Source organism: Microbacterium lacus (assembly GCF_039531105.1).
In the GTDB taxonomy this organism is placed as follows: domain Bacteria; phylum Actinomycetota; class Actinomycetes; order Actinomycetales; family Microbacteriaceae; genus Microbacterium; species Microbacterium lacus.
In genome coordinates this window covers 2950824-2976439 of sequence record NZ_BAAAPK010000001.1, presented here as the reverse complement: position 1 = coordinate 2976439, position 25616 = coordinate 2950824, and the positions used below count along the sequence as shown (strand labels likewise).

21 protein-coding genes are annotated in these 25616 nt (G+C 69.4%); 18 read left to right on the top strand and 3 right to left on the bottom strand.

What is annotated here, in order from left to right; genetic code table 11:
• Nucleotides 1-12: 12 nt before the first annotated feature.
• Nucleotides 13-1047 carry an alpha/beta hydrolase gene (locus ABD197_RS14115; RefSeq protein ID WP_344055490.1) on the top strand — a complete coding sequence of 345 codons (1035 nt, stop codon included), beginning with the start codon at nt 13-15 and terminating at the stop codon, nt 1045-1047.
• Between the two features lie 243 nt (nt 1048-1290).
• Here ABD197_RS14115 and ABD197_RS14110 read toward each other — a convergent pair whose 3' ends face one another.
• Nucleotides 1291-2097: a class II glutamine amidotransferase gene (locus ABD197_RS14110; protein WP_344055489.1), complete on the bottom strand. Its 807-nt coding sequence runs from the start codon at nt 2095-2097 to the stop codon at nt 1291-1293.
• Nucleotides 2098-2178: 81 nt separating this feature from the next.
• Between ABD197_RS14110 and ABD197_RS14105 the strand changes: the two genes are divergently transcribed.
• From ABD197_RS14105 to ABD197_RS14085, 5 genes are all read left to right on the top strand, one after another.
• Nucleotides 2179-3435 (top strand): aminotransferase class V-fold PLP-dependent enzyme, encoded by a 1257-nt coding sequence (locus ABD197_RS14105; protein ID WP_344055488.1) that lies wholly within the window; start codon nt 2179-2181, stop codon nt 3433-3435.
• Nucleotides 3432-4526 carry an N-methyl-L-tryptophan oxidase gene (gene solA, locus ABD197_RS14100; RefSeq protein ID WP_344055487.1) on the top strand — a complete coding sequence of 365 codons (1095 nt, stop codon included), beginning with the start codon at nt 3432-3434 and terminating at the stop codon, nt 4524-4526. The genes ABD197_RS14105 and solA overlap by 4 nt, the downstream gene beginning before the upstream one ends.
• A 1-nt stretch (nt 4527) precedes the next feature.
• A complete protein-coding gene (locus tag ABD197_RS14095; RefSeq protein ID WP_344055486.1) occupies nt 4528-6063 on the top strand; it encodes a gamma-glutamyltransferase in 1536 nt (511 codons plus the stop codon).
• 62 nt (nt 6064-6125) lie between these two features.
• Nucleotides 6126-8135, top strand: a complete 2010-nt coding sequence (locus ABD197_RS14090; protein WP_344055485.1) for a primary-amine oxidase — start codon at nt 6126-6128, stop codon at nt 8133-8135.
• On the top strand, nt 8135-8677 hold the full coding sequence (locus tag ABD197_RS14085) for a hypothetical protein (protein ID WP_344055484.1): 543 nt from the start codon (nt 8135-8137) through the stop codon (nt 8675-8677). Before ABD197_RS14090 ends, ABD197_RS14085 begins: the two co-directional genes overlap by 1 nt.
• 24 nt (nt 8678-8701) lie before the next feature.
• Here ABD197_RS14085 and ABD197_RS14080 read toward each other — a convergent pair whose 3' ends face one another.
• A complete protein-coding gene (locus ABD197_RS14080; RefSeq protein ID WP_344055483.1) occupies nt 8702-9421 on the bottom strand; it encodes a GntR family transcriptional regulator in 720 nt (239 codons plus the stop codon).
• A gap of 139 nt (nt 9422-9560) precedes the next feature.
• Here ABD197_RS14080 and ABD197_RS14075 point away from each other — a divergent pair, with 139 nt between their 5' ends.
• The 8 genes from ABD197_RS14075 to ABD197_RS14040 are packed head-to-tail and all read left to right on the top strand — an operon-like array spanning nt 9561 to nt 19354.
• A complete protein-coding gene (locus tag ABD197_RS14075) occupies nt 9561-10508 on the top strand; it encodes a PDR/VanB family oxidoreductase (RefSeq protein ID WP_344055482.1) in 948 nt (315 codons plus the stop codon).
• Between the two features lie 48 nt (nt 10509-10556).
• Nucleotides 10557-11894: a Rieske 2Fe-2S domain-containing protein gene (locus ABD197_RS14070; protein WP_344055481.1), complete on the top strand. Its 1338-nt coding sequence runs from the start codon at nt 10557-10559 to the stop codon at nt 11892-11894.
• The gene (locus tag ABD197_RS14065) at nt 11887-13413 is read left to right on the top strand and encodes a glutamine synthetase family protein (protein ID WP_344055480.1); all 1527 of its coding nucleotides are present in this window, start codon (nt 11887-11889) and stop codon (nt 13411-13413) included. Before ABD197_RS14070 ends, ABD197_RS14065 begins: the two co-directional genes overlap by 8 nt.
• 21 nt (nt 13414-13434) lie before the next feature.
• On the top strand, nt 13435-14901 hold the full coding sequence (locus ABD197_RS14060; protein WP_344055479.1) for an aldehyde dehydrogenase family protein: 1467 nt from the start codon (nt 13435-13437) through the stop codon (nt 14899-14901).
• A gap of 31 nt (nt 14902-14932) precedes the next feature.
• Entirely contained in the window at nt 14933-15589 is a 657-nt protein-coding gene (locus ABD197_RS14055) for a cysteine hydrolase family protein (protein WP_344055478.1), read from the top strand.
• A complete protein-coding gene (locus ABD197_RS14050) occupies nt 15586-16923 on the top strand; it encodes an amidohydrolase (RefSeq protein ID WP_344055477.1) in 1338 nt (445 codons plus the stop codon). The genes ABD197_RS14055 and ABD197_RS14050 overlap by 4 nt, the downstream gene beginning before the upstream one ends.
• Nucleotides 16920-17936 (top strand): phosphotriesterase family protein, encoded by a 1017-nt coding sequence (locus ABD197_RS14045; RefSeq protein ID WP_344055476.1) that lies wholly within the window; start codon nt 16920-16922, stop codon nt 17934-17936. Before ABD197_RS14050 ends, ABD197_RS14045 begins: the two co-directional genes overlap by 4 nt.
• On the top strand, nt 17933-19354 hold the full coding sequence (locus ABD197_RS14040) for an amidase (protein ID WP_344055475.1): 1422 nt from the start codon (nt 17933-17935) through the stop codon (nt 19352-19354). The genes ABD197_RS14045 and ABD197_RS14040 overlap by 4 nt, the downstream gene beginning before the upstream one ends.
• A gap of 66 nt (nt 19355-19420) precedes the next feature.
• Here the strand turns inward: ABD197_RS14040 and ABD197_RS14035 are convergent, their stop codons facing one another.
• Complete coding sequence (locus tag ABD197_RS14035) at nt 19421-19918, bottom strand: RidA family protein (RefSeq protein ID WP_344055474.1); 498 nt, start codon at nt 19916-19918, stop codon at nt 19421-19423.
• A gap of 507 nt (nt 19919-20425) precedes the next feature.
• Between ABD197_RS14035 and ABD197_RS14030 the strand changes: the two genes are divergently transcribed.
• The 4 genes from ABD197_RS14030 to ABD197_RS14015 are packed head-to-tail and all read left to right on the top strand — an operon-like array spanning nt 20426 to nt 25611.
• A complete protein-coding gene (locus ABD197_RS14030) occupies nt 20426-21997 on the top strand; it encodes an ABC transporter substrate-binding protein (protein WP_344055473.1) in 1572 nt (523 codons plus the stop codon).
• Between the two features lie 43 nt (nt 21998-22040).
• Nucleotides 22041-23108: an ABC transporter permease gene (locus ABD197_RS14025; RefSeq protein ID WP_344055472.1), complete on the top strand. Its 1068-nt coding sequence runs from the start codon at nt 22041-22043 to the stop codon at nt 23106-23108.
• A gap of 2 nt (nt 23109-23110) precedes the next feature.
• Nucleotides 23111-24841, top strand: a complete 1731-nt coding sequence (locus tag ABD197_RS14020; protein WP_344055471.1) for a dipeptide/oligopeptide/nickel ABC transporter permease/ATP-binding protein — start codon at nt 23111-23113, stop codon at nt 24839-24841.
• On the top strand, nt 24838-25611 hold the full coding sequence (locus tag ABD197_RS14015; protein ID WP_344055470.1) for an ABC transporter ATP-binding protein: 774 nt from the start codon (nt 24838-24840) through the stop codon (nt 25609-25611). Before ABD197_RS14020 ends, ABD197_RS14015 begins: the two co-directional genes overlap by 4 nt.
• The last annotated feature ends 5 nt before the right edge of the window (nt 25612-25616 follow it).

Genomic DNA, 25616 nt, shown 5'->3' with positions numbered 1-25616 from the left:
TAGGCTGGCGCGATGGCGCATGACTGGGTCGCGGATGTTCTCGGCGAGCCGTTCGAGCAGCTCACCCTCGACCTCGGCGAGGATTCGGAAGGACCGGTCGTCGCGACGCTCGTGCGATCACTCGCGCGCCACTCGGTCTTCGCGAACCTGCTCGGCGACCGGAGGCCGCTGCACGACGTCGACGTCCTGTACGTCCACGGCTGGTCGGACTACTTCTTCCAGCGCAGTCTTGCGCGCTACTGGAACGATCGGGGAGCCGACTTCTACGCCCTCGATCTCCGCAAGTACGGTCGCAGCATCCGCCCGGGGCAGACTCCGGGCTACATCGCCGACCTGACGACATACGACGAGGACATCGCCGCCGCGCTGATCGCGATGGGTCGCCCGGGCGACGGGTCGTCCACCGATCGCCGTCTCGTCCTGGTCGGTCACTCGACCGGCGGGCTTACGCTCAGCATCTGGGCGTCGAATCATCCGGATGCCGCGTCCGCGCTGATCCTGAACAGCCCGTGGCTGGAATTCCAGCTCGGGGTCGTGCGAGGGGCCGTGGCACCCGTCGTGGAGCTGCAGTCCCGGCTGCGACCGCTCGGCACCCTGCCGCAGGTCGACATGGGCTTCTACACGCGGGCGCAGCGCGAGGCGGCGGGCCGTGAGCTCGACGTGAACCCGGAGTGGCGCCCCGAGCAGACGACGGCCGTGCACCACGGCTGGTTGGCGGCGATCCTGGCCGGCCACGCGAAGGTCGCCGCAGGACTGCACGTGAGTGCGCCGGTGTGCGTGCTCCTGTCGCAGAAGTCCGCCGTCCCCGCCCGCTGGTCGGACGAGCTCACGCGGACCGACAGTGTGCTCGTGGTCGACGACATCGCGCGCGCGGCCTTGAAGCTGGGGGACTCCGTGACGATCGAGCGAATCCCGGGCGCCCTGCACGACGTGTTCCTGTCCCGACCTGAGGCGCGCGACACCGCATACGAGCGGATGGATCGCTGGGTGATGGGCAGCCTCGGCACGTCCCGGCTTCCACTCGCACCCGGAACATACGGAGCCTGAGAACGCCTATGTACGGTCCGCCGACTAGGCGGGCTCTCGGATCCGGGGCCTCGTAGGAAGCTGCCTGCGGCGCATCGGGTGCGGACGGGGGCGGCTGGTTGCTCGCCGAGCGGGCGACGAGCTCTGCGTGCCCGGAGTCGGCAGTTGTCTGTCAGGAAGTCGGGCGCAGCGGTGGATCCCGTTCGGCGCCCCGAGCTAGCAGCCGGGCGGCTTCTCACTGATGTCGAGTGGTGGTTGCGAGTCTCAGACATCGAGGGCGACGCCCCTGATCTCGTCGTGTGCGACCTCGAAAACCGTGTCGCCTGGCAGGCGCATCCAGCCGATCTGATCGACGCCGGTGGTGGCGACGATGCGGACTCCGCCGTCGGTCGTCGTGCTCAGCAGTGTGTTGTAGTCCTCGCCGTGGCCCGACGGGAGCGACGAAAGGTCGGCGCCGCGGTCGACGAAGGCGGCGAGGGGCGCGGGCGCGGTGCCCGTGGAGTGCACGACTCGCAGACCGGATTCCGAGAGCAGCATCGCGTTCAGGCAGGCGACCGGGAACCGCGCACGCACCTCGGCGACGCCGACCGCGAGGCTCGATGCCGCCCATTCCGTGCGCCCCGATCGAACGGCGCCGACACGGTCCCGTACCACGGCGAAATACGCCTCGCTGTCCGTCGTTCCCAGAAGCCGGGTGCGCTCCAGAGGATGGAGCAGATCGACGAGCCTGTCGCGCGGGGCGAGGAGACCGTTGTGCTGGAACGCGACCCCGTCGCGGTGGAACGGCTGGCTGTTCTCTGAGGAGGCCGGAGAGCCACGGCTCGCGAAGCGCAGGTAGACCATCCGTGCCGATGCGGGGCCCGCGAGGGCTTCGAACCATCTGCGGCTCCCGACCTCGGTGCCGGCACCGCTGACGCACGTCACGGCGCCGCTCTCGGGATCGAGCCACGCCGTACCCCAGCCGTCGGAGTGCACTTTCGCGAGCGCCGCGAACTCCGTGAGCAGACGGTCCCCGATCGCATCGGCGGTCGCCGCGGGCTGGGCGGCGACGAAGGCGAGCATTCGTGACATTTCATTCTCCTGAGGACACTTTAGACATGATGGATCCATTTGTGATAGTTTTGGATCCTGTTTGAGAGGACACGGAGTTCCATGACATCGTTGCCCGCGGCTGACGCCGCTCGACGAGACGCGGTCGTGCCGCTGGTCGGCGCCACGCTCGATGTCGCGCTGGAGCGTGAACTCACTCGCGGCGCGGCCGCGTCCCATCACTTCAACGCGGCGGGCTCCGCTCTGCCCACGGCCGCGGTGGTATCGGCGGTCGTCACGCATCTCCGCCTTGAGGAGCGCATCGGGGGCTACGAGGCAGCTGCACAGGTCAAGGAGAGCGTAGAAGCGGTCTACGGGTCGGCGGCCGCCGTGCTCGGTTGCGACGCCGAAGAGATCGCCCTCTTCGACAGCGCATCGACCGGACTGCGCGTGATCCTGGATGCCTTCCGCCCTGCTCCCGGCTCGCGCATCATCGCCTCGCGCAGCACATACGTCAGCCACGCACTGCACCTCATGACGCTCCAGAAGGAGCAGGACGTCCAACTGGTCCTCGCGCCCACCGACGCGCAGCGCCGCGTCGACCTCGAGGCGCTCGAAGCGCTCCTCGCCGACGGGCGCCCGACGATACTCACGATCGCACACATCCCCACATCGTCGGGCTTGGTAGAGCCGGTGCACGAGATCGGCGGGCTAGCCCGCCGCTACGGTGCCGCCTACGTCCTCGACGCGACGCAGTCCGTCGGGCACCTCGACATCGACGTGGCCCGGATCGGCTGCCACGTGCTGGTGACGACTGGCCGGAAGTTCCTGCGCGCCCCGCGGGGGACGGCGCTCGCATTCGTGCAGCGCGACTGCGCGGCGATGCTGCCGCCCTCCGCTCCGGACGTCCGCGGGTCGCAATGGGTGGGCGCGTCGTCGTGGGACGTCACGACGACCGCCCGTCGATTCGAGACGTGGGAAGCAGGTATCGCTGGTCGACTCGGACTGGGCGTTGCACTCGAGGAGGCCAACAGTCGGGGCATCGCCCAGACCGCGAGGTGGCTGACCTCGACAGGCGAGCTGGTCCGCGAGTCCTTGCGGGACATTCCGGGCGTGACGATCGCCGACCCCGAGGGATCCGCCTCTGCTATCGTCACTTTCCTGATCGACGGCGTGGAATCGGCTCGTGTGTCCACGGCGCTCGCCGACCGGGGCGTGCGCGTGGTCTCGGTCCCGGCGACGCACGGGCAATGGGATCTCGGGGATCGTTCGATCGCCTCGGTCGTGCGGGCCTCTCCGCACGTGTACAACGACGGCGCCGATATCGTCGAACTGCTGGAGGGCGTCGCGGACATCGCGCGGAAGGAAGCCCGGCCGTGACCGCACGCGATGCCGACGTCGTGGTCGTGGGCCTCGGCATCCACGGCAGCGCCGCCACGGCCGCTCTCGCACGTCGCGGGGTCGACGTCATCGCCGTCGATCGCTTCGAGCCCGCCCATACGCGTGGCTCTTCTCACGGCCGCACCCGCATGATCCGTCGCGCGTACCCGAACCCGATCTGGAACGACTTCGTCGCGCGCGCCTTCGACGGGTGGGGCGCGCTCGAGCGCGAGAGCGGGGAGACGCTGCTGCACCGCACCGGCGGGCTGTACGCCCACCGCGGGGAATCGCAGCTGCAGGGCCCCGGCTGCGTGGTCGTCGACGAACGCGCACGGATGGCCGAGCTTATGCCGGGATTCGCGGTGCCGACGGGATACGGCGCCGTGTACGACCCGGATGCCGGAGTGCTCGAGGCGTCCCGTGCGGTGAGCTCGCTGCAGCAGTCGGCCGCCGCGCACGGCGCCGCGCTGCGGTGGGGTGTGCGCGCTGAGGGGTGGGAGCGGGTCGACGCCGGCGTCGTGCTGCGCACCGATGCGGGCGAGCTCCGCGCGCGCCGGCTCGTGATCGCGGGGGGCAGCTGGATGGGCGCGCTCGTGCCCGAGCTCGCGCCGCTCGTGGAAGTCTGGCGCATCCTGACCCTGACCGTGGCAGCCGGTCAGGCGGTCGGGATGCCGCCGTCACTGGGCGCCTTCTCGGTCGACAGACACGAAGGGCTCGTCTTCGGGATTCCGGACGCCGATGGCAACGGCGTGAAGCTCGGCATCGACGCGGGACTGATCTGGGACCCGGAATCGCCCGTCGCACCACCCTCCGAGGCCGAGGCGGAGGCGCTGCGGCAGCTGCTCGGTCTCTACGTGCCGCGGATCGACACCGCCGCGGTCGAACTCGCCGCATGCCTGTATACGATGACGGCGGACAAGCGATTCGTGATCGGTCCGCTGCGGCGCGCACCCGAGGTCGTCGTGGCATCGGCCTGCTCCGGCCACGGGTTCAAATTCGGACCCGCCGTGGGCGAAGCGCTCGCCGATCTCGCCACGGGAGCAGAACGCCGTGATCTCGATTTCATCTCTACGTCCCGACGGGGGATCTGACATGACCATCGCACTCGCCGCACCGCATCCCGAAGCGGTCGCCGCCGGCAAGCGCGCCGTCGCGGGGGGCGGGAACGCGCTCGACGCGGCGCTCGCCGCTGCCGTCATGCTCACGGTCGTCTACCCCCACCAGTGCGCGCTGGGCGGCGACCTCATCGCCCTCGTCCGCACTCCGGGCGGCGAAACCACCGCGGTGATCGCTGCCGGAACCGCGCCGGCGGCGATCAGCGATGTGGTGTCGGGTTGGACCGAGGTGCCCCGGCAAGGGGCGCACGCCGTCACGGTGCCGGGAATCGTCGCCGGATGGCGCGAGATCGCCGCGATCGGCGGCCGGCACGATCTGTCTTCCGCGTTCACGGACGCCGCGAACGTCGCGGACGGGGGATTCCCGGTGAGCGCAGGTCTGGCGCGCGCGATCGCGTCGCGTGCGGATGCGGTGGAGGAAGACCCTGGAATGCGCGGGGTGTTCGCGCCCGCCGGGATCCCGCTCACGCAGGGCGAGACGCTACGTCAGCCCGCGCTGGCCGTGACCCTGCGCAGCCTGGCCGACGATGTGGACGACTTCTACCGGGGCGGCATCGCGCGGTCCCTGGTCGACACTCTGCGCGCGGGTGGGGGGACCCACACGGTCGAGGACTTCTCGGCCTACGCCGCGGAAGTCGTGCCCGCCCTGACGCGCCCGATCGGGGAGCAGACTTGGCACGTCGCGCCGCCGCCGTCCGTCGGACCGGTGTTGATCGGCGTCGTCACCGCGGCGACGGCGGGGGCCGCAGCCGGATCCGTCTCGGGTGCGATCCTGGTGGATGCCGCGATTCGCGGCGTACATGCGCGGGCCGCCGCGCTGGGAGATCCGCGATCGAGCGACATCGACCTCGACCTTCTGCTCGACCTCGGCGTCCGTACCCCCGCACCGGCGTTCGCCGAACCGCGCCCTCTCGGTGACACCGCCGCGGTGACCGCGTTGGACGACGAGGGGTGGAGCGTCACGATCGTGCAGAGCGTGTATCAGACCTTCGGCGCGGGCCTGCTCGATCCCGGCACGGGGATCATGCTGCACAACCGCGGCAGCGCATTCAGCGTCGATCCGGCGTCGCCGGCGGCGGTGCGCCCCGGCGCCCGCCCGCCGCACACCCTGTGCCCCGCGATCGTCGATGCCCCGGGCGTGACCGTCGTCGCAGGCTGTCAGGGGGGACGCGCACAGGCGTGGATCCTGTCGCAGATCCTCCCGGAGGCCGTCGATGCCGAGCAGGCACTCTCGACGATCCTCGATCGTCCTCGCTGGGTGGTCGGCGACCGCGATCTGGGGCAACCCGAGCTCTCGCTGGTCGCCGAGCCGGGGGTCGCCCCGGACGTGCTCGATCGTGCGCGCGAGAACGGCCTGCCCGTCGTCCGATTCCCCGCTCGCGCTGATGAGGCCGGGCACGTCCAGCTCGTGCGCCGCGCGCGCGGCGAGATCACGAGTGGCAGCGATCCCCGTGCCGACGGTGTCGGCATCGTGATGCATCCCGATTCCGCGACCGAACAGAGCATCGCATGACGACCACGTCCCCCGATCCGACACGACACGTATCGACCCGCCCGCACACGGAGGAGGCCCCCATGCACGCCGCCCGACACTGGACCGAACCGCTCACCGCGGACGAAATCGCGGAAGTGGCGGCGTTGGTCCGCGCCGATGCGCGCCTCGGCGAGAACCCGCGGTTCTGGGGCGTCGCGGTGGAGGAGTCGCTCGCGCGCAGCCTCGCCGACGGGCAGGGTCGCCCCGTGCGCCTCGTCGTCATGAACCCCGATGCGCACGCAGCGTGGGAGGTCACGGCATGGACGAGCGGGACCGACCGCGAGGCATCCGTCGGCTCCTGGTCGCCGGTGGACGCCAAGCGCCCCGGCGTCTCCTCCGACGAAGCCCGCATGGTCGCCCAGGCGGCGCGCAATCACCCCCTCTTGAAAGAGGCGCTGGCCAAGCGCGGCATCACCGACACGTCTCTCGTCTGGGTCGATCCCGAGTCGATGACGGGATTCGAGCCGGAAGGGTACGAGGACCGGCGTCTGTCGTGGGGATCCGTCTGGCACCGCGAGAGCGTCGACGACAACGGCTACGCGCGCCCGGTGGCGGGCCTCGTCCCGATTCTCGATCTGGAGACCCTCGACATCATCGAGCTGGAGGACCACGGCGTCATCCCGCTCGCGAGCGAGGGGGGCAACTATCGTTCGGGGACCTGGGGTCCGGATCGCGAGGTCGCGCCGCTGGAGATCATCCAGCCCCAGGGGCCGGGCTTCGAGGTCGAGGGACACCTCGTCCGGTGGCAGAACTGGTCCTTCCGGATCGGCTTCACCCACCGCGAAGGGTTGATCCTCCACGACGTGACCTATCGTGACGGCGATGTCGAGCGTTCGGTGCTCCGGCGTGCGTCGATCAACGAGATGTACGTGCCGTACCTGGACTCCGACCCCACTGCCTACCGCAAGAACTTCTTCGACTGGGGCGAGTACGGCGCGGGGCCGCTGACCGCATCGCTCGAGCTCGGCTGCGACTGCCTGGGCGAGATCCGCTACTTCGATGCCCACTTCCTCAACGGCCACGGCGAGGCGAAGACCATCGTCAACGGCGTCTGCCTGCACGAAGAGGATCACTCAATCCTCTGGAAGCACGTGAACACGCGCATCGGCGAGGCCGACGTCCGTCGCTCCCGCCGGTTGGTGGTGTCGTTCTTCGCGACGGTGGCCAACTACGATTACGGCTTCTACTGGTCGTTCCACCAGGACGGCAACATCGAACTCGAGGTCAAGCTCACCGGCATCCTGTCGGTGTCGGGCATCGACGACAGGCAGACGCCGCGCTACGGGCGGATGGTGAGCCCCAACGTGCAGGCGCCGACGCACCAGCACTATTTCGCCGTGCGTCTGGACACGGCCGTCGACGGACCGAAGAACCGGTTGGTCGAGGTGCACGCCGAAGTCGAGGACGACGACGAGCTCAACCCCTACGGCAACGCGGTGAAGATGGTCTCGGAGACGATCTCGTCCGAGAAGGACGCGGCGCGCACCGCGGATGCCTCTCGAGCGGTGCACTGGCGGATCGAGAACACCGAGAAGACGAACCGCTTCGGCGAGGCCACGTCGTACCGGCTCACCCTGCCCAACACGACACGCCTGTTCGCCAAGCCGGGAAGCGTCGTCGAGCGCAAGGCGCCGTTCGTCGCGAAGCACCTGTGGGCGTCGGCGTACGACCCGTCCGAGCGCTACATCGCGGGGGAGTACCCCAATCAGGCGCCGTTGTCGGCCGAGGGCATCACGGCATGGCAGGAAGCCGATCGCTCACTCGACGGGGCTGAGCTAGTGGTGTGGCCGATCGTCGGCGTGCACCACTACCCGAAGCCCGAAGAGTGGCCCATCATGCCGGTTCACCGGATCGGCTTGCGGCTCGAGCCGGACGGCTTCTTCACCCGCAACCCGTCCTTGGACGTCCCGCCGTCGGCGAGTGACGCCGATTGCCATGCCTCCGCGCACGCCGGTCACGCTCCGGGCCACCATGATGACCACGATCACAACGCGCACGGCGATCACGGACACGGGCACCACCACCACGGATCCGACGACCACTCGCGCTGATGGCGGAGGTCCTGCACGCGGGTGCGTGGATCGCGACAGCGGTGAGCACCTGCTGCGTCGCAGGGTCGGGGCGTCGACTCCGCGTGCGGGAGTCCGTCCTCGCCCTGGGCATGCTCCTGGCGATGTCGGACGTGGTGCTCGGCTGGGGCCTGCTGCCGACGGTGGGCTGGGCGGGAGTGCTCCTCGTGGCCGCCCTGGCGTGTGCGACGGCGGTTCCCGGGACGCGTTCCGGCTGTCCGGAGGACCGCTCCGGACCGGCGATGGACGCGATGGGCGCCGTCCTCATGGCGGGCCTGCTCCTGCTCATGTCGGGCGATGTCCACGCGTCCGGCGGCGGGCACGGCTCGCACGCGGCGTCGGGTGAGGCCATGGCGTGGCTGGCCTTCGCGGCCGGTGTCGCATTCGCGTCGGCATCCGCCCACATGTCCCTGACCATGAGGGTGCCGACGGGAATCCCTGCGCGAGCGTGCGCGCTGCGCCGTACGGCTCCCCTCGCGATGGGGGCATCGGTGGTGCTCATGGCGGCGGTGGCGCTCGCCTGAGCGAAGTGGTCTTCGGAGAGGCGGTCAGCCCTTGAAGACCGTGGACGAGCGGCGCTCGTACCAGCGTGCGAGCTGCTCGCCCGCCTTGATCACGTGCTCGCGCATCTCGGCGCGCGCAGCCTCGGCGTCGCCGCGCTCGAGCGCGTCGAGGATGCGACCGTGCTCGGCGAAGTTCTCCTCGCGATGGCGGCTGTCGTTGACCAGCAGCTGGGCCGACACGTTGCGGGGGAAGGTCTCGTTGATCTCGTCGATCGAGCGGGCCAGGCGCGAGTTGCCCGAGAGTTCGGCGATCGTGCTGTGGAAGATGTCGTTCTCGCGCCGGCTGTCGAGTGCCGCCTCGTTCGCCTCGTCGCGTTCGGCGAGGGAGCGATCGTACATGGCCTGATTGGCGACACGCAGCCGTTCGATGTCTTCGTGCGAGGCGTTGCCCACCGAGAGGACGGCTGCGAGCCCTTCGAGCTCGGCGCGCACGGTGTAGGCCTCTCTCACCTCCCACGGGGAGGGGATCCGCACGACAGCGCCGCGGTTGGGCACGACGTCGATCAGGCCGCCGGTCTGCAGCTGGCGCAGAGCTTCACGGACGGGCGTGCGGCTCACGCCGAAGTCGTTCGCCAGTTCGGCCTGACGCAGCTGAGCGCCGATGGGGATCTCGCCCGAGATGATGCGAGCGCGGATCTTCGCGGCGATGTCGTCCACGAGAGCGTGGCCCGTCATCTCGGAGGCGGGCTGGACTTCGGCTGCCATGCGATCTCCCTCTCATCGACCGCCTTCGGCGATTCGTTGGGAACCGTAGCAGAACCCCGGCGGAGCGAGAGCCGTGGCGCGCGACAAATGTCCACGATGCGACATATTGGATCCAGAACGGTTGTGTTAGGATCCAAACATGGCGGTGGAAGAGGGAGTATCGGAGCGCACCGCTCGCGTGCGCGCCATGACGTTCGAGGCGGACGATGTCATCGCCGTGGAGCTTGAGCCGGTCGACGGCGGTGCCGCCGACTGGGCTCCGGGAGCCCACATCGATCTGGTGCTGCCGGATGCGCCGGTGCGGCAGTACTCCCTGACCGGAGCGCCCGGCTCCTCCCGGTACCGCATCGCGGTGCTGCGTGAGGAGCACAGTCGCGGCGGCTCGCGGGCCGTGCACGAAAGGCTGCGTCCGGGGGATGTGGTCACTCTGCGCGGGCCGCGAAACCACTTCGCCCTCGAGCCCGCGGCGGAGTACTTCTTCGTCGCTGGAGGCATCGGGATCACCCCGATCGTGCCGATGCTGCACGCCGCGGACCGCGCCGGCGCGCGCTGGCGCCTCCTCTACCTGGGGTCGACGCGTCGTCGCATGGCCTTCCTCGACGAGGTGATGGGGATCGGCTCCGGTGTGGTCACCGTCGTCGCGCGGGATGAGGGCGGTCGTGCCGACCTCGCCACCGCGGTGGCGGCCGCGCCGGACGCGGCGGTGTACGCCTGCGGTCCGGAGCGGATGCTGAGCGCGCTCCGAGAACTGCTGCCCGAAGACGACGGACGGCTCCGCCTGGAGTACTTCGCCGCACCCGACATCGAGTACGAGCCCGGCGGTGTCTTCGCCGTCCGGCTCGCCCGGACCGGTGTCGAGCTGACGGTCGATCCGGAGCAGTCGGTGCTCGAGGTGATGCGGTCGGCCGGCGTGGAAGTGCTCACCGACTGCGAGGAAGGCATCTGCGGTAGCTGCGAGACCCACGTGCTCGAGGGCGAGGTCGAGCACCGCGACTTCGTGCTGACCTCGCAGGAGCGAGAGCGCATGGACTGCATGATGGTGTGCGTTTCGCGCGCGTCGTGCCCCCTCCTCGTGCTGGATGCCTGAGCTGTGGATACAATAACAACAAGATCGGATACCGAAGGGTAAGTCGCGATGCTGAAACAGGAAGACAACGAGAAGATCACGCGCTCCGGCCCAGGGACGCCCCTCGGCAATCTGCTGAGGTCGTACTGGCAGCCGGTGGCGCTGGTCTCGGAGATGCCGGGCGAACGTCCCGTCAAGGCCGTGCGGATCATGAGCGAGGACCTCGTGCTGTTCAAGAAGCGCGAGGGCTGGGGTCTGATCAGCCGCTTCTGCGCGCACCGCGGGGTGGACCTGTCGTACGGGCGCCTCGAGGAGGACGGCATCCGGTGTCTGTATCACGGCTGGCTCTACGACGGCCAGGGACGATGCGTCGAACAGCCCGCAGAACCGGACCACAGCCAGTTCCTCGGGAAGATCCGCATCTCGAACTACCCCTGCGTCGAAAAGAACGGCCTCATCTTCGCCTACATGGGAGCGGGAGATCCCCCGCCGTTTCCGCACTACGACTGCTTCGTCGCGCCCGACGAGTACACGTTCGCCTTCAAGGGTCTCTGGGAGTGCAACTGGCTCCAAGGGCTCGAAGGAGGAATCGACCCCAGCCACGTGTCGTTCCTGCACCGGTTCATCCAAGAGGATCCACGCGACATGTACGGCCAGCAGTTCGCCGAAGAGGTGGAGGGGACCGGCAAGAAGCTCTCGATGCTCGTCGGCGAGAGCTACCGCCCCGACATCGAGGTCGAGAGCGCCGAGCACGGCCTGCGCGTCTACGCGCTGCGACAGCTCACCGAAGACATCAAGCATGTGCGGGTCACGAACCTGCTCTTCCCGAACGCGTTCGTCGTGCCGTTCGGCAACACCAAGGTCTTCACGCAGTGGCATGTGCCGATCGACGACGAGAACCACTACTGGTTCATGATCTGGTACGACTTCGCCGAAGTCACGGACAAGGACACCCTGCTGCAGCAGCGACTCGAAGGCGTCTCGCTCCCTGACTACCGTCCGCTGCGCAATCGCAGCAACAACTGGGGCTTCGACCCGCAGGAGCAGAAGGAGCTCACGTACACGGGCATGGGGCTCGACATCAACGTCCACGACCAGTGGGCGGTGGAGAGCATGGGCGCGATCCAGGACCGTACGGTGGAGCGGCTGGGCATCTCCGACCGCGCGGTGACCGCCAACCGTCGCATGCTGCTGCGCGCGATCGATTCCTTCGCCGCGGGCGGCCAGACCCCTTCGCATCCGGTGAGCGAGGAGGAGGCCGCGCGGCTGACCGGGCCGATCGCGATGGACACCATCGCCGCGAACGATGCCTGGCAGGAACGGTGGGTGCAGCGAGAGCAGGAGCGCCGCGACGCCTCGCCGTGGGCCGGCCCGCGCGAGAGCGTGCAGGAGTCGGTCGATGCGTGAGCGCAACGTCGACGAGCGTCCCGTCGCCGAAAGCGGTGGGGGCATCTCCGCGCGCCCCATGCTCGCGAAGGACCGTGAGGGTCTCATCGATCGTCACGGGCTCTGGAGCGAGGAGCAGTACGCCGCTGCGGGCCAGATGCGCCGCGTCATCGACGAACTCGGCATCGAGATGGTGCGCTTCTCCTTCGTCGACCAGCACGGCGTGCTGCGGGGCAAGACGATCGCACGCGGCGGCATCGCCGCGGCCATGCGCTCCGGGGTGACCGCGCCGAGCTCCCTGTTGCTCAAGGACACCTCGGGTCAGTCCGTCTTCTCGGTGTTCGCGGCCGAGACGGGGGTCGGGCTCGCCGGCTTCAGCGGCGCGGGCGACATCGTGATGGTGCCCGATCCGGCGACCTTCCGCGTGCTCCCCTGGGCGCTCAAGACCGGGTGGATCCTGTGCGACGTCCATTTCCCCGACGGATCGCCGGTCCCCCTGTGCACCCGGTCGATCCTCCGCAACGAGCTCACGGCGCTCGCTGCGCGCGGCTACGGCATGACGGTCGGCGCCGAGCTCGAGTTCCACGTGTACCGAGCGGATGCCGTGGCGCTGACGACCGCGAACATCGGCGCGCCGGGAAGGCCCGGCGCGGCTGTCGCGACCAGCCCCACGACGCGCGGTTCGCAACTGCTGTACGAGGAGGGACTGGACCGGATGCAGCCACTCGTGGATGCGCTCTACCGCGGTCTCACGCTCCTCGACCTGCCGCTGCGGTCGATCGAGCTCGAGTTCGGCCCCAGCCAATTCGAACTCACGATGGAGGCCGGCTCCGCGCGCGGGATCGCAGACGCCATCGTGCTGTGCCGCAGCGCCGTCCGGCGCATCGCGGCGGGCCTCGGCTACCACGCGACGTTCATGTCGCGTCCGCAGGGCACCGAGGGCGCCTCGACCGGCTGGCATCTGCACCAGTCGATCACGTCCGCGGGAGGCGCCAACGTCTTCGTGCCCGATGCCCCCGGTGCGTCGATGTCCCTGCTGGGTGCGTCGTACCTCGCCGGGATCCTCGACCACGCGGCGGCGGCGGCCGCTTTCGCCACACCGACGGTGAACGGCTACAAGCGATATCAGCCTCACTCGCTGGCTCCCGACCGCATCGCGTGGGGGATCGACAACAAGGGCGCGATGGTGCGCGCGGTCGGCGGTTACGGCGACCCCGCGACCCGGCTCGAGAACCGCTCCGGGGAGCCGGCCGCCAACCCGTACCTCTATATCGCGTCGCAGCTGATCAGCGGCATGGACGGTGTCGATCGCGGACTCATCCCTCCGGCCCCGACGAACGACCCGTACAACACGTCCGCGCCCGCGCTGCCGGCCTCGCTCGGCGAGGCGGTCGACGCTCTCGAACAGGACGCCGCATTCCGTTCGGCGCTGGGCGAGGTCGTGGTGGACTGGTTCTCGGCGATCAAGCGCGCCGAATTCTCCCGCTACCTCCGCCACGTCTCCGACTGGGAACAGCGCGAGTACTTCGACATCTTCTGAACCACCCGAGAACGAGGAATGATGAGCATGAGAGCCGCCGTCGAGGCGCTGCCGACCTACGAGCCCTTCTTCTGCGCGGGCGAGTGGGTGCCTGCGGATGATCGGGAGGTGCACACGGTCATCGATCCCGCGACGGGGGAGGTGCTCACGACCGTGGCGCAGCCGACGCCCGCCGACATCGACGCCGCCGTCGAGGCGGCCGTTGCAGCGCACGCGGACAAACGGTGGCGCGGACTCGCGCCGCTGGAGCGATCACGGATCCTCCATCGCGTGGCCGACCTCATCGAGGAGGAACTCGAGGATCTCGCGATCCTCGAGACGCGCGACAACGGGAAGCCCATCGAACGCTCCCGCGCCGATGTGGGCAACGCGGCACGCACGTTCCGCCACTTCGCGGGTGCACCGTCGCGCATCGGCGGCACGGTGGTGCCGATCGACGGCGGCGCGCATCACGTGTACACGACGATGGAGCCGGTCGGGCCGGTGGCGATCATCCTGCCGTGGAACTTCCCGTTCATGACCGCATCGTTCAAGATCGCACCCGCGCTGGCCGCCGGGTGCCCGGTGGTCGCCAAGCCCGCGTCCTACACCCCGCTGTCGCTGCTGCGCATGGCTCGGATCCTGCAGCGCGCCGGCGTTCCCCGCGGCGTCGTGAGCGTGCTGACGGGAGACCGCCGCGTCGGGGCGGCCCTCACCGAGCACCCCGGCATCGCCAAGGTCACCTTCACCGGATCGACCGAGGTGGGACGAACCGTCGCGCACGCGGCGGCCGAGGACTTCAAACGCGTCACGCTCGAGCTCGGCGGCAAGAACCCGAACATCGTGTTCGAGGACGCCGATCTGGACGCCGCGGTCCTCACCGCGATGCGCGCGTCGTTCGGGCACTCGGGGCAGATGTGCACGGCGGGCAGTCGTCTGCTGGTGCAGCGTTCGATCCTGGCGGAGATGAACGAGCGCATGGCCGCGGCGGTGGCGAGGGTCTCGATGGGCGACGGCCTGGCGGGGGGTGTGACGGTGGGACCGGTCGTCTCGGCGCAGCAGCGCGACAGCATCCTCGGCTTCATCCGTGCCGGCGTTGACGAGGGCGCCACTCTCGTCGCGGGGGGCGGGACGCGGGAGCCGGGCTTCTACGTCGAGCCGACGCTGTTCACCGACGTCACGAACGACATGACGATCGCGCGGGAAGAGATCTTCGGTCCGGTCGTCGGCATCATCCCCTTCGAGGACGAGGCCGACGCCGTGCGGATCGCGAACGACACGCCGTACGGCCTCGCCGCGGGCGTGTGGACGAACGACGTGGGTCGCGCCCACCGCATGGCGCAGGCGCTCGATGTCGGAACGGTGTGGGTGAACACGTACAACATCTTCGACCCCGCGCTGTCGTTCGGCGGCGTCGGTGTCTCGGGACTTGGGCGCGACCTGGGCGACGAGGGCCTGCGCGGATTCCTCGAGCCGAAGAGCGTCGTCATCGCCATCCCCGAGGCCTGACCCGCCGCGGATCACCGACCCAGGAGCCGTCATGACCGACACCGCCGCCTCGAGCGCCGACGCCGCGCACATCGTGGGCGCCCCCGTGCTCATCGTCGTAGACATCCAGGGCGGCGCCGGCCAGACGCCGCCCGACCAGGCGGCGATCCCGATCCACATGCCGGGCCGCGAGGAGCGCCGTGCGCGGGTGCGTCGGCTGGTCGACCGGTGCCGCGATGCCGGCATCCCCGTGGTCTGGATCCAGGAGGTGCACAAGCGCTCCCTGATCGACATCGGCCGTGAGCTCGACGGGTCCGAGGGGCCGCACTGCCTCGAGGGCGCCCCCGACACGGAGATCGCGGCCTGGCTCGACCCGCAGCCCGAGGAGTTCGTCATCCGCAAGCGTCGATACTCGGCGTTCTTCGGCACCGAACTCGAGATCGTGCTGAAGGCCTACAAGGCCGACACCGTCCTGCTGGTCGGCGGGCTCACCGACGTGTGCATCCAGTACACGGCGGTCGACGCCCATCAGCACGACTACCGGGTGCGTGTGCTCACCGACTGCGTCGCCGGATCGACCCAGCAGGCGCACGACAGCGCCCTCGCCGCGGTGCGCTACCTGCAGCGCGACGCGCTCGTCACCGCCGGCGACGTGCACGCCTACATCGACTCGCGCGTCGACGCGGGGCCGGCGCGGGCCCGCGCATGACCGCCGTGCCGCAGGCGACCGTGTACGTCGCGCCGATCGTGACGATGGATGCCGACGCTCCCGACGCCGATGCGTTCGCCGTGCACGGCGAACGCATCGTCGCCGTCGGCTCGGTCGACGCCGTGCGCGACACGGTCCCGGATGCCGCGATCGAAGAGCTCGACGGCGTCGTGCTCCCGGGGTTCATCGACGCGCACATGCACATGCAGCGCGCGGGGCTCAAGGCGATAGACTACGTGTCGCACGAAGACGACGTGGACGTCTACATGGCGCGGATGCAGGACAGCTTCCACGACGACGGACCCGAGGATCCGCCGTTCGAAGACCGGATCCGCGCGCTGGTGCGCGTGCAGCCGCTGCTGCATGCGCTGGGCATCACGGGCGTGGTCGATCCCGCGGTGACGATCGACGAGATGCGCGGGTACCAGGAGGCGCACCGCCGCGGACTGCTGACGATGAGAACCGTCGCGATGCCGTTTCTCGATATCGGCTCGCCCCGCTTCCCCGACGTCGATGCGGCGATCGAGCATCTCGACGGCACCGGCGTCTCGACCGGCTTCGGAGACGACGTGCTGCGACTCGGCCCCATCAAGGTCTACGCGGACGGCGAGGCTCTCAAGGGTCAGGCATTGCTCGAGACGCCCTGGGATGACACCGGGTACAGCGGACTGCAGCGGATCACCGACGAGGATTTCACGCGCCTCGTCCAGTGGTGCGGCGCGCACGGCTGGGGCGTCGGCACGCACGCGGTCGGCGGCGGCGCGATCGCGCTGCTGGCCCGGGCGTACGCCGCCGCGGGTGACGCGGTCGCGGAGCGGCGATTCCAGGCGATACACGCGTATCTCGAGCCCGGCGAAGACAGCATCCGCGCCCTCGCGCACCTCGGGACCATCGCCTCGCTCCAGCCGTCGATCATCTGGCACAACGGCTCGGGTCTGCGTGCCAAGCTCGGGCAGCGCGCCGAGCGCGCCAACCCGGTGCGAACCTGGCTGGACGCCGGCGCGGTGCTCGCGCTCGGCTCGGACGGCCCCTTCTTCCCCTTCGACCCGCGCCACCTCATGTGGCAGACGATCACCCGGTGCGTGGCCGGCGAGGACCGGCCGTTGAGCATGGCCGAGTCGATCACGATCGAGGAGGCACTGGCCGGCTACACCACAGGTGCCGCCTATGCGAGTCTCGCCGAGCGCGATCGGGGAGCGATCCGCATCGGCATGTACGCGGACTGGGCCCTGTGGTCCGCCGATCCGCGCCGGGTCGCGTCGGGAGAGCTCCGCGCGCTCCGGATACGGCGCACCGACGTCGGCGGCCGGACGGTGTACGGAGGCGACGCATGATCGAGACGGTGCTGGGGCCGGTTGCGGCCGACGAACTGGGCGCGGTGTCGACGAACGAGCACGTGCTCACCGACTGTCGGCACCTGCGGCGTCCCACCCGCGAGGGCGGGTCGCTCGAGGGGCCCATCCGGCCCGAGATCCTGGGCGATCTGCGATGGAGCTGGATGTCGCTGGCCGACAACCTGACCCTCGACGACGAATCGGACGCCGTCGCCGAACTCGCTGCGGCGGCAAGAGCCGGACTGGGCACGATCGTCGAGGCGACGTCGTGGGGGATGGGCCCCTCGCCTGCGCGGCTCGCCGACATCTCGCGGGCGAGCGGCGTGCGGATCGTCGCCGCGTACGGCACCTACATCGACAAGACACTTCCCGCGCCATGGCGCGACCTGTCCGAAGCGGAGCTCGAGAGGGCCTTCACCGCCGCGCTGACCCAGGAGATACCCGGCACGGGATTCCGGGCGGGACTTCTCGGCCTGCTCGGCACGAGCGCAGACATCGCCCCCTCGGAGCTGCGCGCACTCCGTGCGGGGGCGCGGGCCGCAGCGGCAGTCGGCGTGGGCGTGAGCATCCGTCTCGACGGTGCGGCCCGGCGCGGGCCCGAGGTCGCCGAGATCCTCACCGGACAGGGTCTGGAGGCGTCTCGCATCCTGTTCTGCAACATGGACAAAGTGCTCGATGACGCCTACGTCCGCGAGGTGAGCGACACGGGTGCCGTCGTCGAGTTCGCGTTCGGCAGCGAGAACCACTTCGCCGACCGTGCCCGCGATGCGACCGACACCGAGCGCCTCGGCTTCCTCGTCCGGTTCCTCGATGACCGGCCGGAGGCGGCCGTGACGCTGTCCTGCTCGGTGTGGACCAAGGGGCAGCTCTCCCGCCATGGCGGGATGGGGTACGGGCACGTCGTCGCCCGGGTCGCCCCGGCACTGCGGCGGCTCGGGGTCTCGGACGATCGCCTCCACGCCATGCTCGAGCGGACACCCGCCGGCTTCCTCGACCGAACGGAGCACTCATGACCGACACGCCTCTGCACTGGAGGAGCGCCCGCGCTCTCGTCGAGGGCATCCGCTCCCGCGAGATCTCGGCGGAGGAGGTGATGCGTGCCCACTTGGCGCGCATCGAGGAGCTCAATCCACAGGTGCACGCGATCGTGTCGATGATTCCGGAGTCGGCGGCGCTCGCCGCTGCGTGCGCTGCCGATGCCGCCGTCGCACGGGGCGACGACGTCGGTGTGCTTCACGGTCTGCCCACCGCGGTGAAGGATCTTCTCGACGTCGAAGGTCTCCCGACGACTCACGGCTCTGCGGTGTACGCCGACGCCGCCCCCGCAACCGCCGACGCGATGGTGGTCGGCCGGATGCGTCGCAACGGCGCGATCATCATCGGCAAGACCAACACACCCGAGGGTGGCCTAGGCACTCTCACGTTCAGCGCGATCCACGAGGTGTGCCGCAATCCCTGGGACCTCTCGCGGCATGCGGGAGGCTCGAGCGGCGGTGCGGCCGCGGCTCTCGCGGCCGGCATGCTCCCGATCGCGGACGGCTCCGACAGCGGCGGCAGCCTCCGCTACCCCGCCTCCTTCTGCAACGTCGTCGGCATGCGGCCGACACCGGGCCGTGTGGCCAGTGGCCGCCTCGGCAACGGCTGGACCGCGCACGGTGTCCTGGGGCCGATGGCGCGCTCCAGCGACGACGTCGCATTGATGCTGGCGGGGATGGCCGGTGCCGACCCGATGGCGCCGATGTCGATCGCTGAAAGCGCGTCGCGCTTCGCCGACGTCATCGCGGACGGTCCGACCGGAGTCCGCGTCGGGTGGAATCCGGACGCCGCAGGTGTGCCCATCAGTGCGGACGTCGCGGCCGTCCTGCGCGAGGCGCGCGCCGCACTCGTCGCCGCCGGTTACGAGGTGGTCGACCTCGACCTCGATGCCGCACTCGCCGACGCCGAGCAGGCGTGGGAGACCATCGAGATGTTCAACTTCTACGCGTCGTACCGCGGCGAGGCGGAAGCGCACGCCGAGCGACTGCGCCCGGATCTGCTCCGGAACATCCGCCAGGGCGAGCGGGTGACGGCGTCCGAGCTGGCCGACGCCCTCGCGATCCGCACGAACGTCTACCGCCGCACCGAGCGCCTGTTCGATGACGTCGATGTCATCGTGACCCCCGCGACGCCCGTGGTCGCCCCGCCGGCCACGGACGAGTGGGTGCGCAAGGTCGGAGAAGTCGAGTGCGACCGGTACTTCCGCTGGCAGATGCTCGCCAACCGCATCACAGTGACGGCGCACCCGGTCGTCGTCACCCCCGCCGGTTTCAGCGGCGGGCTCCCGGTCGGCATGCAGGTCGTCGGTCGGAACCGCGGTGAGTTCGATTTGCTCTCGCACACGGCAGGCTTCGAACGGGCGCTCGGCCTCACCGCGCGGCATCCCCTGATCTGACCCCGATCGGGACCGCCCGTCGTCGATCAGCATCGGCGACGGGCGGCGGCGTGTCCGGAGTGCGGATCAGGGGGCGGGCGGCGCTGCCTCGAAACTCAGCCAGAGTTCGAAGCAGTTGTGCCGGGAGAGGCTCGTCACCCCGACGGAGGCGCGCCCGACGGCGCCGACCTCGGGGCCGAAGACCTCGAGGAAGAGTTCGGTCGCACCGGCGGCGACTTCGTGCAGCCGGTCGAATTCCGGTGTGGTCCGCATGAAGCACAGCGCACGGGAGAGGCCCGCGACGTTATCGAGCGATCCGACGGCCAGGCGGATCAGGCCGAGAGCCTGCGTCGCGGTGAGGGCGGCGGCTTCTCTCGCCTGCGTCACGCTGATGTCCGCGCCGACGACCCCGGGGTGCAGCCGATTCCCCGCACGATCCTCAGGTGTGATCCCGCTCAATTCCACGAGGTCGCCGATGCGATGGAAGGCCTTAAGTCCCGTGCCGTAACGGCCGCCGTACGGCGGATCGGTGTAGTCGGGGATCTCGAGGCCGAGCGCTGCGGCGCGCTGTTCGGGGGTCGACATGATGGGCGGTCCTCCTGGTCGGGTGTCGGCTCACTCTATCGTCGAGGATCCGTTAGAAGTAATATTGGATGCAGAAGCGCAGGTTTGTATCCATCCTTCCTCGTCGTCACGGCGGGTGAGGGGTGCGCGATCGGTCACCCATTCATTGACGGTGTCGGAGCAGTAGTGGGTGGTTCGCCGGACTCACGGGCTGACGAAACGCGGCGGAAACACCCTCGACATTCAAACGTATCCATAATAGAATAGATTGGATCCATGATGGATCCCCTCGCAAAGGAGCGTCCCGCATGACTGTGTTCACTCGTGCCCTCCGGGTCCCGGTGGTCGGGACGCCGGATCGTCGCGCTGCGCGCGATCGACACCGCCATCCTGCCGTGCCTCTCGGCGCGCCGCGGGATCCACACTGCACCACCCGTCCCGAGCAGCGTCACCCGCCACGACACGTGTGCGGCGCCTTACCCGACCCCGACGCACCCGCAAATCACTGACGTATTGAGAGGAATGAGCATGCGCAACAAGAAACCGCTCGCCGGAACCGCGCTCGTCGTGGTGGCAGGCATGTCACTCGCCGGCTGTGCCGCAGGCAACGCCGACGAGGCGCCGGAAGCAGCAGCGACCGACACGATCAATCTTGAGCTCTGGTACGCACCGGCGACCTTCAATCCGGCCCTCGCGACCGCGACCTCCGACCTGCAGAACGCGCGGCTCGGATTCGACACGCTCCTGCGAGCAGGGGAGGACGGCCTGATCGGAGGCCTGGCGACGGAATGGGAGTCCGCGTCTTCGTCGGACTACACCTTCACCCTGCGGGACGACGCGACATGCGCCGACGGCACGGCGATCACGCCGAGCGTGGTCGCGGGGTCGTTCGAGTACCTCGTCGGACTCGAAGACGCCGCCGCGGTGACGTGGAAGAACCAGGCATTCGGGTCCGGAACACCCACATTCACCGCCGACGACGGAGCGGGCACGCTCCAGATCACCCTGAGCGAGCCCTACTCGCAGCTGCTCGGCGGCGTCTCGCAGCCGGGTCTCGGCGTGATCTGCCCCGCCGGCATCGAGGACCCGGAGGGACTCGCCGCGGGGAGCGTCGAGGGCGCGTTCTCGGGCCCCTACACGCTGAGCGACCAGCAGCCGGGCGTCAGCGTGAGCTTCGCCCTGCGCGACGACTACGACGCGTGGCCGGCGTGGACGAGCGTGGAGGGCGTGCCGGCGAAGACGCTCAACTACAGTGTCCAGCCCGACGGCAACACGAGCGCCAATCTGCTCGAGTCCGGCGGCATCGACGGTGCGCGGTTCTACGACTCGAATGCGCTCCGCTTCGCCGACGAAGAGGGCTTCAGCACGGTGACCTTCGCGAGCTCGGCCTACAACCTCGTGTTCAACCAGACGCCCGGTGCGGGATCGATCTTCGAGGGCAACGAGGCGCTTCGCGCGGCGGTCGCGCAGGCGATCGACCCGCAGGGCTTCAACGACGCGGGGCTGGACGGTCTCGGTGAGACGCAGTACACGGTCAACTCGGCCGGATACGCGTGTGCGCTCGAGGAGCCGTCGCTGCTGCAGAGCTACGACCCGGCGGCGGCGTCGGCCGAGCTGGACGGCCAGACGGTCCGTCTGCTCATCATGAGCAACTGGGACCCGGCGGCGGACTACCTCGCCGAGTCGCTCCGCGCGGCCGGTGCCACCGTCGAGGTGTCCGCCCCGGATCCGGCCGAGTGGTCGAAGCAGATGCGCACCGAACCCCAGAAGTGGGACGTCGCCCTTGCCGCGGAGAACGCCGGGCCCGGCCTCATCCACCTGTCGATCGCCCGCTACCTCGGCGCGACCTACCCGCAGGGGGGCACGAACGTGGTCGGTGCGGACAACCCCGAAGGCGCTGCGTTCTTCGCTGAGGCGATGCAGTCCGCCGACCCCGACGAGCAGTGCGCGGCGTTCGAGTCGGCGCAGGAGACGATCCTCGAGCGCGTCGACATGATGCCCTTGATCACCGACACGCATCGGTACGTGACCCGACCCGGCTTCGCCGCGTACGTGTTCAACGGATACTGGGACCCGTCGGCGGTGCGAATCACGGGGTGACCGTGACACGCTGCCCGGGCCGGAACCAACAGGAGACTCGAACATGAGCATCGTCCCCATCGTGACCTCCATGCCGACCGGCCCGGGCGGCCCACCCATCTCCGCCGGCGGGCCCGAGAGCCCCGACCCGGGAGGCGGCCCCCGTGCCGCATCCCTCGCCGGGGCCTGGCGCCGCTTCCTGCTGCGCAGGGCGGCCGGTCTGCTGGTCAACGTGGCCTTGCTCGTGGTGATCACCTTCCTGATCGTGCAGCTGATCCCCGGTGACCCGGCGACGGCCATCGCCGGCGAGAACGCCACGCTCGACCAGGTCGAGATGGTGCGCGAACAGCTCGGCCTGGACCAGCCGGTCCCGGTGCAGTTCGCCACGTATCTGGCCGGCGTCATCCAGGGAGATTTCGGTGACTCCTACCGGTTCCGGGTGCCCGCGCTGGATGTCGTGATGGCCGCCGTGCCCTACACCCTCGCCATCACGATCCCCGCCGTGCTGCTGCTCCTCGTGATCGGCATCGCCGCAGGCATGGCGGTCGGCGTCGCGACGCGCGGCGACCGTCGCCGCATCCTCGGGACCTCGTTCAACGTCGTGACCGGTTTCATCTCCTCGGTGCCCGTCTACGTCCAGGCCACCGCGCTCGTCGTGATCTTCGCCGTCTGGCTGCGTGCGCTCCCGCCGGCGTACTCGCAGGCGTACGACCTCAGCCAGGCGGCGATCCTGCCGGTGCTCTCGCTGACACTCGGCGGTGCCTGCGCGGTGGCCCGGGTGGTGCGCCGGGAAGCCGCGGTCATCCTCGAGCAGGACTACATGCGCACCGCGCGCGGGTGGCGTCTTCCCTCGCTGACGCTGTACGCGAAGCATATGCTCCCGAACCTCCTCACCACCGCACTGACGCTGTCGGGCATCATCCTCACGGCACTGCTCGGCTCGGCCCTGATAACCGAGGCGGTTTTCGCGTGGCCCGGCCTGGGTGGCGTGATCGTGCAGGCCATCTCGATCGACAAGGACTACCCGGTGATCCGGGCGGCCGTCTTCGTCATCGGTGTGATCTCGCTCGTGATCACACTCGTCATCGACGTGATCCTCGGCATCATCGACCCGCGAACCCTGGGAGACTGACCGTGCCCGCGACCACCTCAGCCGTGCGGACGGCGGAATCAGTCCGACCCCGCGCCTTCGCGTGGAACGGCGGGCTCATCGCCGGCCTGGCGATGCTGGCGATCATCGCCCTCGTGGCGATCTTCGCACCCGTCTTCCTCGCCGACCAGGCGAGTGGACTCGGAAGCGGTCCGCCCAACTCTCCGTCCACGCCCGAACACCCGCTCGGCACCGACACGCTCGGGCGCGACATGCTCGCACGCACTCTCGTCGCCACCCGCCCGACGGTGCTGATGGCGGTCATCGCGACAGGGCTGGCAGCGATCGCCGGCATCGCGGTCGGCATCGCGATCTGGCTCGCCCCCAAGCGTGTCCGCGAATTCGGCCTGCGATGCATCGAGTTCGCGGTGAGCTACCCGACGATGCTCGTCGCGATCATCATCGCCGCCATCCTCGGACAGGGCATCGTGCAGGTCGTCATCGCGATCGCCGTCGCCAACACGGCGGGGTTCGCGCGGCTGACAGCGAACCTGGCCGCGCGCATCTCCACGAGTGAATACGTCACCACGGCGCGCCTGATGGGTGTTCCCACGGTGCGCATCGCCAGTCGCCACGTTCTGCCGAACATGGCCGAGCCGACACTGATCCTGATCGCGGGAGCGTTCGCCGGGACGCTCGTGGAGATCTCGGGATTGTCGTTCCTCGGTCTTGGCGCCCAGTCGCCGGCGTTCGATTGGGGCACACTCCTCAATGAGGGGCTCAGCAAGATCATGGTGAACCCCATCGTGATCGTCGGACCCGCCGTCGCCCTCACCTTCACGTCGCTGGCTGCGCTCCTCGTGGGCGACGGTCTGGCTGCTGCGGCCAACCCGCGCTCCAACGGCACCCAGGCTCGACTCGTCCGCTCGGCAGAGCCGCCGTCCACGGCTGCCGTGCCCGCGGACGCCGTGCTCATCGCGGAAGGCATCACCGTCACCCACGAGTCCAGCGGTCGCGAACTCGTCTCCGACGTGTCCTTCACGATCGGCCGCGGCGAAGTGCTCGGCATCGTCGGCGAGTCAGGCTCCGGCAAGTCCCTCACCGCCTCGGTGGTCGCGAAGCTGCTCGGTGAAGGATTGTCCGCGTCCGCCCGCAGGCTGGAGCTCGCCGGCACCGACCTGCTCGGCAAGGTTCCCGCCCGCAAGATGGCGTCGAGCATCGGGCTGGTCTACCAGGACCCGGGCACCTCCCTCAACCCGGCGCTTCTGCTGGGCAGTCAGCTCACCGACGTCCTCCGGCTGCGCCTGGGCTACTCGCGACGAGGAGCGACCGCGAAACTGCTGGAGGGCTTCCGGGACGTCCGGCTCACCGACCCCGAGGGGCGGCTCCGTCAGTACCCTCACCAGCTGTCGGGTGGCATGAAGCAGCGGGCGATGATCGCGTCCGCCATGAGCCCCAATCCCGACCTGCTCATCGCCGACGAGCCGACCACGGCGCTCGATGTGACGGTCCAGCGGGAGGTGCTGACCGTGCTCAAACGCATGAACGCCGAGTCCGGTACCGCGATCTTGTTCATCTCGCACGACCTCGGGGTCGTGCGGGCACTGTGCGATCGCGTCCTCGTCTTGAAGGACGGCCATATCGTCGAGCAGATCGACGACACCGCGCATCTCACGGACGCGATGGTGAAGCATCCGTACACGAAGCGGCTCCTCGCGGCGACACCCGTCGTGTCGCTGCCGGATCGAGTCGCCCCGAAGGAGGTCGGTGTATGAGCGAGCCCATGGTCGACGTCCGCGGACTCGATGTGTCGTTCGGATCCGTTCAGGTCCTCCACGGCGTGGATCTCATGGTGCAGCGGGGTCGCACCGTGGGCATCGTCGGCGAATCGGGGTCGGGAAAGTCGACTCTCGCCAAGGTGCTGGTGGGCGAGGTGCGTCCGTCGGCCGGGCGTGTCGTCGTCGACGGCGACGACCTGACGGCGCGCCACAGGGCGACGATGCGTCGGCACCGTCGTCGCACGCAGATGATCCCGCAGGATCCGTATTCGTCGCTGTCACCGCGTCGCACGATCGCGCAGACCCTGGCCGAGGCGATCGATCCGGCGCGCGCCCGCGTGTCGCGCCACGAGGAGCAGATCGCCTCGTGGCTGACGCTCGTGGGCCTCGAGCCGGAGATGATGCACCGCTATCCGCACGAATTCTCGGGTGGACAGCGTCAGCGCATCGCGATCGCACGCGGCCTGGTGATCAAGCCTGACGTCGTCATCGCCGACGAGATCACCTCGGCGCTCGACGTCTCCGTGCAGGCGCAGATCCTTGATCTCCTGGCGGAGATCAAGGACAAGCTCGGCATCACGGTGATCTTCATCTCGCACAACCTCGCGGTCGTACAGCGGGTGAGCGACGAGGTCATGGTCCTGTACCAGGGCAAGGTCGTGGAGTCCGGTCCGGTCGAGCAGATCTATGCCGACCCGCAGCACTGGTACACGCGCCGACTGCTCGATGCCGACCCGGGCTCGCCCGGTTTCACTCTCGCGAGCTGATCGGC